Origin of the sequence: Sphingomonas sp. RIT328 (assembly GCF_000632225.1) — a bacterium.
GTDB classification, from domain to species: domain Bacteria; phylum Pseudomonadota; class Alphaproteobacteria; order Sphingomonadales; family Sphingomonadaceae; genus Sphingomonas; species Sphingomonas kyungheensis.
In genome coordinates this window covers 1-8,184 of sequence record NZ_JFYV01000043.1, presented here as the reverse complement: position 1 = coordinate 8,184, position 8,184 = coordinate 1, and the positions used below count along the sequence as shown (strand labels likewise).

Here is an 8,184-nt window from a genome sequence, read left to right as displayed (position 1 = left end):
GGTGGGGCCTGTCGGCGAGCGCCCGGTCTCGGTGAGACGTCCCCCACCCCCAAACCCCTCCCTTGCAGGGGAGGGGCTCAGGAACACAAGACATGCTCCATTTCGAACTCGTCACGCCTGAAAAGCTCGTCCGTTCCGAGGACGTCTATATGGTCGTCGTCCCCGGCACCGAAGGCGACTTCGGCGTGCTCGAAGGCCATGCGCCGCTGATGTCGACGGTGCGCGACGGCGCGCTGTCGGTCTATCGGACCGAGGGCGGCCAGCCCGAGACGATCGCGATCCAGGGCGGTTTCGCCGAGGTCAATGCCAAGGGCCTCACCGTGCTCGCCGAGCGCGCCGCCTGACGCGAGGCCGGGCGCTGTCCTACACGCCGCGACGTTGCTAGCGGCAGGCGAATCGTCCGGCTCTTTCGTATCAGTCCAAAACCGGAAACGATCGGGGGCGATCGTTTCCGTTAAGGTGTCCAACTTGTTCATGTTGGACGATGCGCGGCCGCGGGCAGGGCGCGGCCCTACCTACGGCCCGATCGATCACGCCGCGAACAGCGACCGGCCCTTGTACACCTTCGTAACCCCATTGCCGTCGGTCACCGCATAGGTGAATCCGGGCAGCAGGCAGAAGGCACCGACTTCGCCCTTGGGCGACAGCGCGAGGAAGCCGACCTGCGTCCCCTTGATCGCATCGCCGCGCAGCGTCGCGATATGGCGCACCACTTCCTCGCACGCCGCCTGCGGCGAAAGGCCGGCGCGCATCGACGCCACCACGCGCGCGCTGCCCGAGACGCGCGTCACCTCCTCGCCGAGCCCGGTCGAGGTCGCGGCGCCGACGCCGCGCTCGACATAGAGGCCGGCGCCGACCTGCGGCGAATCGCCGACCCGGCCGCGCATCTTGAACGCCATGCCGGAGGTCGTGCACGCCCCCGCCATCCGGCCGTCGGCGCGGCGGGCGAGCAGGCCGATCGTATCATGATCGAGCGCGCCGCCGCGCGGCCGGCGGTTCTCGATATTCGCCTCGGGCTTGTAGGCGGAGGTCTTGAGCCAGTCGCGCCACGCCTGTTCGGCGGGGGGCGTGAGCAAATTGACCTTGGGGAAGTTCTGGTCGCGCGCGAATTGCGTCGCGCCCTCGCCGACGAGGAAGGTGTGCGGCGTCTTCTCCATCACCCGCCGCGCCACCGAAATGGCGTGGACGGTATCCTCCAGCGCCGCGACCGCGCCGACCCCGCCGGCATCGTCCATGATCACCGCATCGAGCGTGACATGGCCGTCTCGATCGGGATAGCCGCCATAGCCGACCGAATGATTGTCGGGGTCCGCCTCGGGCACCATGCCGCCCGCCTCGACCGCATCGATCAGCGTGCCGCCCGCCTTCAGCCGGGCGAAGGCGGCGTCATTGGCGGCGGCGCCGAAATCCCAGGTCGACACGATCATCGCCGCGCCGGCAGGCTCCGCCGCGCCGGCGAGCGACGCCATGCCCGCGGTCGCCGCCGCACCCCCGAGAAAGCCGCGCCGTGTCGTCATCTGTCATCCCCGTTGGACCGGTATTGGTCTGCTAGAGGAAGTTATACGGATCGACGTCCACCGTCACGCGCGCTTTCGCCGGCCAGTCGAGTGCGCCGAGCCAGTCACGGATGACGTCCTGCACGTCGAGCGCCCGGCGGGCGTGGACGAGCAGGCGGAAGCGGTGGCGGCCGCGCAGCATCGCCAGCGGCGCGGGCGCGGGGCCATAGACCGCCATCCCCTCGACCTGCGGCGCGGCGCGCGCGACCAGCCGCGCGACCTCGTTGGCGCAGGCCTGTTCCTCGGACGAGACGACGATCGCCGCATAGCGACCGAACGGCGGCGCGCCGGCATCGCGCCGCGCCTCGGTCTCCGCGTCGTAGAAGGCCTCGGCGTCGCCGGTGATCAGCGCCTGCATCACCTGCGCCTTGGGGCTGTGCGTCTGGATGAAGACATGCCCCGGCTTGGCGCCGCGCCCGGCCCGACCGGAGACCTGGCGGATCTGCTGGAAGGTCCGCTCCGCCGCGCGCAGGTCGCCGCCCTCCAAGCCAAGGTCGGCATCGACCACCCCCACCAACGTGAGGTTGGGGAAATGATAGCCCTTGGTGACGAGCTGCGTACCGACGACGATGTCGATGTCGCCCGCCTCCATCCGCCCGACGAACTCGGCCGCCTTGGCGGGCGACCAGATCGTATCGGAGGTGACCACCGCGGTCTTCGCCTCGGGGAACAACGCCGCGACCTCGTCGGCGATCCGCTCGACGCCGGGGCCGCAGGCGACGAGGCTGTCCTCCTCCTTGCATTCCGGGCAGGCGCGCGGCGTCGGCAGGACATGGCCGCAATGATGGCAGGCGAGCCGCCGCGTCAGCCGGTGCTCGACCATCCAGGCGGTGCAATTGGGGCATTGGAAGCGATGCCCGCACGTCCGGCACAGGGTCAGCGGCGCATAGCCGCGCCGGTTGAGGAAGAGCAGCGACTGTTCGCCCTTGGCCAGCGTCTCCTGAAGCGCGGTGACGAGCTTGGGGGCGAGCCAGCGGCCGCGTTCGGGCGGCTGCTGGATCAGGTCGATCGGCTCGATCGTCGGCATCTCCGCCGCGCCATAGCGGCCGGGCAGCTTGAGTTCGGCATAGCGGCCGAGCGCGACCTGCTGGCGCGTCTCGATCGCCGGGGTGGCGCTGGCGAGGATCACCGGACAGCCTTCGAACTTGCAGCGCATCACCGCGACGTCGCGGGCGTGGTAATGGACGCCCTCTTCCTGCTTGAAGCTCGTCTCGTGCGCCTCGTCGACGACGATCAGGCCGAGGTTGCGATAGGGCAGGAACAGCGCCGACCGTGCGCCGACCGTCACCAGCGCCTCGCCGGTGGCGATCGCCCGCCAGGCGCGCCGGCGCTGCGTCGAGCGCAGCCCCGAATGCCAGGCGACGGGCTCGCAGCCGAACCGGTCATGGAAGCGCTTGAGGAAGGGTTCGGTGAGCGCGATCTCCGGCAGCAGCACCAAGGTCTGCCGGCCCTGCCGGATCGCCTCCGCCACCGCCTCGAAATAGACTTCGGTCTTGCCCGATCCGGTAACGCCGTCGAGCAACGTCGGGCGAAACGCCTGCGCTGCGACGCCCTCGACCAGCGTCGCGGCGGCCTCCGCCTGCGCCCCGGCAAGCGTCGGCGGGCCGAAGCCGGGGTCGGGATGCGGATAGGGACTGTCGATCGCCACCTCGACCGCCTCGATCGCGCCGACCTTGACCAGCCCGCGGATCACCGCATCGGAGACGTCGGCGATATCGGCGAGCTCGCGGATCAGCCCCTGCCGGTCGCCGATCCGCGCGAGCGCCTGCTCGCGCTGCGGCGTGAGCCGCGGCGGCACCTCGCCGGTGACGCGATATTCGGTCGCGGTGCGCTTGCCTTCGAGCGCGGAGGTCGAGGCGAGCGCCATCCGCACCACCGCGGCGGGGGGCGCGAGATAATAATCGGCGGTCCATTCGACCAGCCGGCGCAGCGGCGCGGCGAGCGGCGGCACGTCGACGACGCCGAGCAGCGGCCGCAGCCGATTGTCGCCGACCTCCGCATCGGAGGGCAGCCGCTCGGGCTCCCAGACGACGCCGAGTAGCTGGCGCGGCCCGAGCGGCGCGATCACGACCGATCCCGGCTCGACCGTCATGCCCGCCGGCACGCGATAATCGAGCGGGCCGAGCGCGGAGTTGAGGACGAGGACGCGGGCACGCGAAGACATGCCGCCCCATATGGGGATTAGGCGAGTCGGCGGAAAGCTTTATGCGGCGCGGCGGACGCCGGGGCGCTGCCCGACCCGGGCGCGCTTGGCGGCGTAGAGCACCACGTCGGCACGTCGCGCGAAGTCGCGGAGCGAGTGGCAGTCCTGATCGAACAGCGCGAGGCCGACCGAGCCGGCACTGGTCATCGTGATGCCGCCCGCCTCGACCGGGATGTGCAACGCCGATTCGAGCCGGCCGCGCAAGGCGTCGGGATCGGCGATCAGCGCGGGGTCGGTGATCACCACCGCGAATTCGTCGCCGCCGATCCGCGCCGCGAAGCAGCCGTGGAGCCACGGCTCGCTCAGCGCCGCGCCCGTCATCCGCAGCACGTCGTCACCGACGGCATGGCCGAGCGAATCGTTGATGCCCTTGAACCCGTCGAGGTCGATCAGCGCGAGCATCAGCGGCGTGCCCTCGACGCGGGCGCGATCCATCGCCCGGTCGAGCTCGCGATCGAAGGCGGCGCGATTGGGGATGCCGGTCAGCGCATCGGTATCGGCGGAATGGCGCAGCCGCGTCTCAAGCTCGAACCGTTCGGTGATGTCCTGGAACACGCCGACCAGCGCCTGCACGACGCCGTCCGCCGACTCCGGCTCGCCGGCGGCGCGGACGCGGAGGTGGCGGCCGTCGGCGGTGATGAGGTCGGTTTCGAAGTCGAAGGGCCGGCCGGTTTCGATCGTCCGGGCGATGATGTCGCTGACCATCTCCCGCGCCTCCGGCGGATAGAAGTCGAGCGCCTTGTCGAGCGGCGGCACTGCTCCGTCCGAGAGGCCGTGGATGCGGAAGACGTTCTCCGACCATTCCAGCCGGGAATCGGCGATCGACAGCCGCCACGAACCGATCCTGGCGATCCGCTCCGCCTGCCGGAAGATCCGTTCCTTGCGCACCAGCTCCCGGGTCATCTCCTCGCTCGACGTGGCGAAGCGGATCGCTTCCAGCGCGTTGCGGCGCGCGGCGATCAGCGCCTCGGCCAGGCTGGCGAGGTGGCGCAGCGCGGCATGGCCGGCGGCATTGAGCGAGCGCGGCTGCGTGTCGAGCACGCACAGCGTGCCGATCGGCTGGCGCGTGCCGCTGGCGTCGGCGACACGGATCGGCGTGCCGGCATAGAATCGCATGCCGCCGTCGGTGACGAGCGGGAAGTCGGCGAAGCGCCGATCGTCGCGCAGGTCGCCGATGACGAGCGGCTGGTCCTCGCGGATCGTCCGGTCGCAGAAGGCGACGTCGCGATCCAGCTCGCGCGCGCCCGGCACGGTGCTCGCCTTGATCCACAGCCGCTTTTGGTCGATCAGCGTCAGCAGCGCGGTCGGGCAGCCGAGCAATTCGGCGGCGAGTGCGACGAGGGCGTCGAATTCCTTCTCGGGTTCGCTGTCGAGCAACGCCAGCGCATGGAGCGCGGCGAGCCGACCGACCTCGTCATAGGGCAGCGCTGTCGGAAGATCGTGCATGACCTGATCTCTATGTCCAGTGAGAGTTAAGATGTTGTTTCGGAATACAACTCCAGTCGTAACGACCGCCCGGCGATGACCGCTGCGCCGCCGCCTTCGGTGCTGTGGGCGGCGCATCTGGCGCGCGACCGGCGGCGCTCTGCGCATACCGTGCGCGCCTATCAGGCGACCGCCGAGCGGCTCACCGCCTTTCTCCAGGCGCATTGGGGCGAGCGCGTCGACGCGGCGGCTCTGGCGCGCGTCACCGCCGCGGATCTCCGCGCCTTCCTTGCCGCGCGACGCGGGCAGGGGCTGAGCAATGCCTCCGCCGCGCGTGAACTGTCGGCGGTGCGCGGATTCCTCGCCTTCGTCGTGCCGGGCGGCGAGGCGCCGCGGCTGCGCGGTCCGCGGGTCAAGGCGGGGGTGCCCCGGCCGATCTCGCCCGATGAAGCGCTCGCGCTCGCCGACGCCGTCGCCGACGATGCCGCCGAGCCATGGATCGGCGCGCGCGACTGGGCGGTGCTGCTGCTGCTCTACGGCGCCGGCCTGCGCATCGGCGAGGCGATCGCGCTGCCCGCGCGCGTGCTACCGCTCGGCGAGACGCTGGCGGTGACCGGCAAGCGCGACAAGACGCGGATCGTACCGCTGCTACCGGCGGTGCGCGACGCGATCGCCGATTACCTGCGCCAGCAGCCGTGGGAGCTCGCCCCCGACGCACCGCTGTTCCGCGGCGCCAAGGGCGGGCCGCTCGCGCCCGGCGTCGTCCGGCGGGCGGTGCAGGCGGCGCGCGGCCGGCTCGGCCTCGACGCGAGCACCACGCCGCACGCGCTCCGTCACAGTTTCGCGACGCACCTGCTCGGCCGCGGCGCCGATCTGCGCGCCTTGCAGGAGCTGCTCGGCCACGCCAGCCTGAGTTCTACGCAGGTCTATACCGCGGTCGATGCGGCGCATCTGCTTGACGTCTACCGCAACGCGCATCCGCACGGGTGAGGCTGTACCAATTGTCGCAGCGGCGTGCGTGCGGGATCAGCGTCGCCGCGGCTTCCAGGTGGCGACGCGCCAGACATAGCCGATGACGATCGCGACCATCACGGCGATCGCGAGCGGCCCGACGTAGCGATCCAGCTCGGCGAAGCGCGAGCCGAGGTAGACGCCTGCGGCGGCGAGGATGGTGTTCCAGATCAGGCTGCCCGCGAAGGTCCAGACGAGGAACCGCCCTACCGGCATGCCGGTGATCCCGGCCGGCAGCGAGACGATCGTGCGAAAGGTCGGCATGAAGCGGAAGACGAACACCACCCCGCCGCCGCGGCGGACGAAGAAGCGGTGCAGCGCCTCGACATCCTCCCATTCCATCGTCAGCCAGCGGCCGTGCCGGTCGACGAAGGGGCGGAAGCGGGCATAGCCGATATGGCGGCCGAGATGATACCAGACGTAATTGCCCGCGGTCGAACCGACGGTGCCGGCCACCACCAGCGGCACCATCGCCATCTGCCCGCGCGCCACCGCCATGCCGCCGAGCCCCATGATCACCTCCGACGGGATCGGCGGGATGATGTTCTCCAGCGCCATCAGCAGCGCGATGCCGAGATAGCCGCCCCAGGCGATCGCATCGAGGATAAGGTCGGTCATGATCGCCAGCGGCGCGGTGGCGTCAGCCGCGTTCGGCGACGCGGCGCTCGATCGCCTCCCAGATCAGCGCGGCGACATCGGTGCCGTCGAACCGCTCGATCGCGACGATGCCGGTCGGGCTGGTGACGTTGATCTCGGTCAGCCATTCGCCGCCGATCACGTCGATGCCGACGAAGATCAGCCTGCGGCGCTTGAGCTCCGGCCCGAGCGCCTCGCAAATCTCGCGCTCCCGCGCCGTCAGCTCGGTCTTCACCGCCGAACCGCCGACCGCGAGGTTGGAGCGGATCTCGCCTTCGCCGGGCAGGCGGTTGATCGCGCCGGCGACGACACCGTCGACCAGCACGATCCGCTTGTCGCCTTTCGCCACCGCGGGCAGGAACGCCTGCACCATGTGCGGTTCGCGCCACGTCTGGTTGAACACCTCGATCAGCGCGGACAGATTGGCGCCGTCGCTGCCGACCTTGAAGATCGCCTTGCCGCCGTTGCCGTGCAGCGGCTTGACGACGATCTCGCCATGCTGCGACAGGAAGGCGCGCGCCTCGTCGAGGCTGCGGGTGATCAGCGTCGGCGGCATGAAGCGCGCATAATCGAGCACGAACACCTTCTCGGGCGCGTTGCGGACGCTGACCGGATCATTGACCACTAGGGTGCGGTCGGCGATACGTTCGAGCAGGTGCGTCGCGGTGATATAGCCGAGGTCGAACGGCGGATCCTGCCGCATCAGGACCACGTCCGCCTGCGCGCCGAGATCGAGGCTGACGGGCGTATCGAAGCGGAAGTGGTCGCCTTCGACGCGCTGCACGGTGACCGGATGCGCCTTCGCCCAGACTCGGCCGTCGCTGTAATTGATGTCTTCGGCGGCATAATGGAACAGCCGATGCCCGCGCGCCTGCGCGGACAGCATCAGCGCGAAGGTCGAATCGCCCGCGATGGCGATGCTGTCGAGCGGGTCCATCTGGACGGCGACGGTAAGGGGCATCGGGGTCTCGCGCGGCTGTTGGTCTGGGAGCGGGACTTAGGGTGGCGGTGGCGGAATGTCACCCGCACTCAGCTGCCGATCCAGGCATTCTCGATATGCCGCGGCCGCGTGCCGGGGGCGAGCAGGATGACGTCGATGCGGATGTCGTCACCCGGTCCGGCGTATTCCGCCATCAGCATTTCGGCGGCGGCGGCGACGCGGGCGAGGCGGCGTTCGTCGATCGCCCGATCGAGCTCGGCAGGGGTACGCCGCGTCTTGACCTCGACGAAGGCGACGAGCGCGTCCCGGCGCGCGATCAGGTCGACCTCGCCGGCGGGCGTCCGGACGCGGCGGGCGAGGATCGTCCAGCCGTGCAGCCGCAGCCACCATCCGGCGAGCCGCTCGCCGGATGG

The 8,184-nt window shown here is 70.4% G+C and carries 8 protein-coding genes; 2 read left to right on the top strand and 6 right to left on the bottom strand.

What is annotated here, in order from left to right; translation table 11 throughout:
• The first annotated feature begins 92 nt into the window (after positions 1 to 92).
• Complete coding sequence (locus BW41_RS15735) at positions 93 to 344, top strand: ATP synthase F1 subunit epsilon (RefSeq protein WP_037535488.1); 252 nt, start codon at positions 93 to 95, stop codon at positions 342 to 344.
• Between the two features lie 186 nt (positions 345 to 530).
• Here BW41_RS15735 and BW41_RS15730 read toward each other — a convergent pair whose 3' ends face one another.
• The 3 genes from BW41_RS15730 to BW41_RS15720 are packed head-to-tail and all read right to left on the bottom strand — an operon-like array spanning position 531 to position 5,205.
• Positions 531 to 1,517, bottom strand: a complete 987-nt coding sequence (locus BW41_RS15730; protein WP_037535487.1) for a N(4)-(beta-N-acetylglucosaminyl)-L-asparaginase — start codon at positions 1,515 to 1,517, stop codon at positions 531 to 533.
• A gap of 31 nt (positions 1,518 to 1,548) precedes the next feature.
• Complete coding sequence (locus BW41_RS15725) at positions 1,549 to 3,720, bottom strand: primosomal protein N' (RefSeq protein WP_037535485.1); 2,172 nt, start codon at positions 3,718 to 3,720, stop codon at positions 1,549 to 1,551.
• Positions 3,721 to 3,759: 39 nt separating this feature from the next.
• On the bottom strand, positions 3,760 to 5,205 hold the full coding sequence (locus tag BW41_RS15720) for a diguanylate cyclase domain-containing protein (protein ID WP_037535484.1): 1,446 nt from the start codon (positions 5,203 to 5,205) through the stop codon (positions 3,760 to 3,762).
• Between the two features lie 75 nt (positions 5,206 to 5,280).
• Here BW41_RS15720 and BW41_RS15715 point away from each other — a divergent pair, with 75 nt between their 5' ends.
• Entirely contained in the window at positions 5,281 to 6,174 is an 894-nt protein-coding gene (locus BW41_RS15715; protein ID WP_200870447.1) for a tyrosine recombinase XerC, read from the top strand.
• Positions 6,175 to 6,210: 36 nt separating this feature from the next.
• Here the strand turns inward: BW41_RS15715 and BW41_RS15710 are convergent, their stop codons facing one another.
• The 3 genes from BW41_RS15710 to BW41_RS15700 form a co-directional block, all read right to left on the bottom strand.
• A complete protein-coding gene (locus BW41_RS15710; RefSeq protein WP_037535482.1) occupies positions 6,211 to 6,813 on the bottom strand; it encodes a DedA family protein in 603 nt (200 codons plus the stop codon).
• 22 nt (positions 6,814 to 6,835) lie between these two features.
• Entirely contained in the window at positions 6,836 to 7,792 is a 957-nt protein-coding gene (gene gshB / locus BW41_RS15705) for a glutathione synthase (RefSeq protein ID WP_037535480.1), read from the bottom strand.
• 68 nt (positions 7,793 to 7,860) lie between these two features.
• Positions 7,861 to 8,184, bottom strand: a 324-nt coding sequence (locus BW41_RS15700; RefSeq protein ID WP_037535478.1) for a YraN family protein, incomplete at its 5' end; no start/stop codon positions are given.

Bases quoted from the DNA above. Each gene is read 5' to 3' on its own strand.
- BW41_RS15725 (WP_037535485.1), bottom strand. From the start codon at position 3,720: ATGTCTTCGCGTGCCCGCGTCCTCGTCCTCAACTCCGCGCTCGGCCCG.
- BW41_RS15715 (WP_200870447.1), top strand. From the start codon at position 5,281: ATGACCGCTGCGCCGCCGCCTTCGGTGCTGTGGGCGGCGCATCTGGCG.
- BW41_RS15720 (WP_037535484.1), bottom strand. From the start codon at position 5,205: ATGCACGATCTTCCGACAGCGCTGCCCTATGACGAGGTCGGTCGGCTC.
- BW41_RS15710 (WP_037535482.1), bottom strand. From the start codon at position 6,813: ATGACCGACCTTATCCTCGATGCGATCGCCTGGGGCGGCTATCTCGGC.
- gshB (WP_037535480.1), bottom strand. From the start codon at position 7,792: ATGCCCCTTACCGTCGCCGTCCAGATGGACCCGCTCGACAGCATCGCC.
- BW41_RS15730 (WP_037535487.1), bottom strand. From the start codon at position 1,517: ATGACGACACGGCGCGGCTTTCTCGGGGGTGCGGCGGCGACCGCGGGC.
- BW41_RS15735 (WP_037535488.1), top strand. From the start codon at position 93: ATGCTCCATTTCGAACTCGTCACGCCTGAAAAGCTCGTCCGTTCCGAG.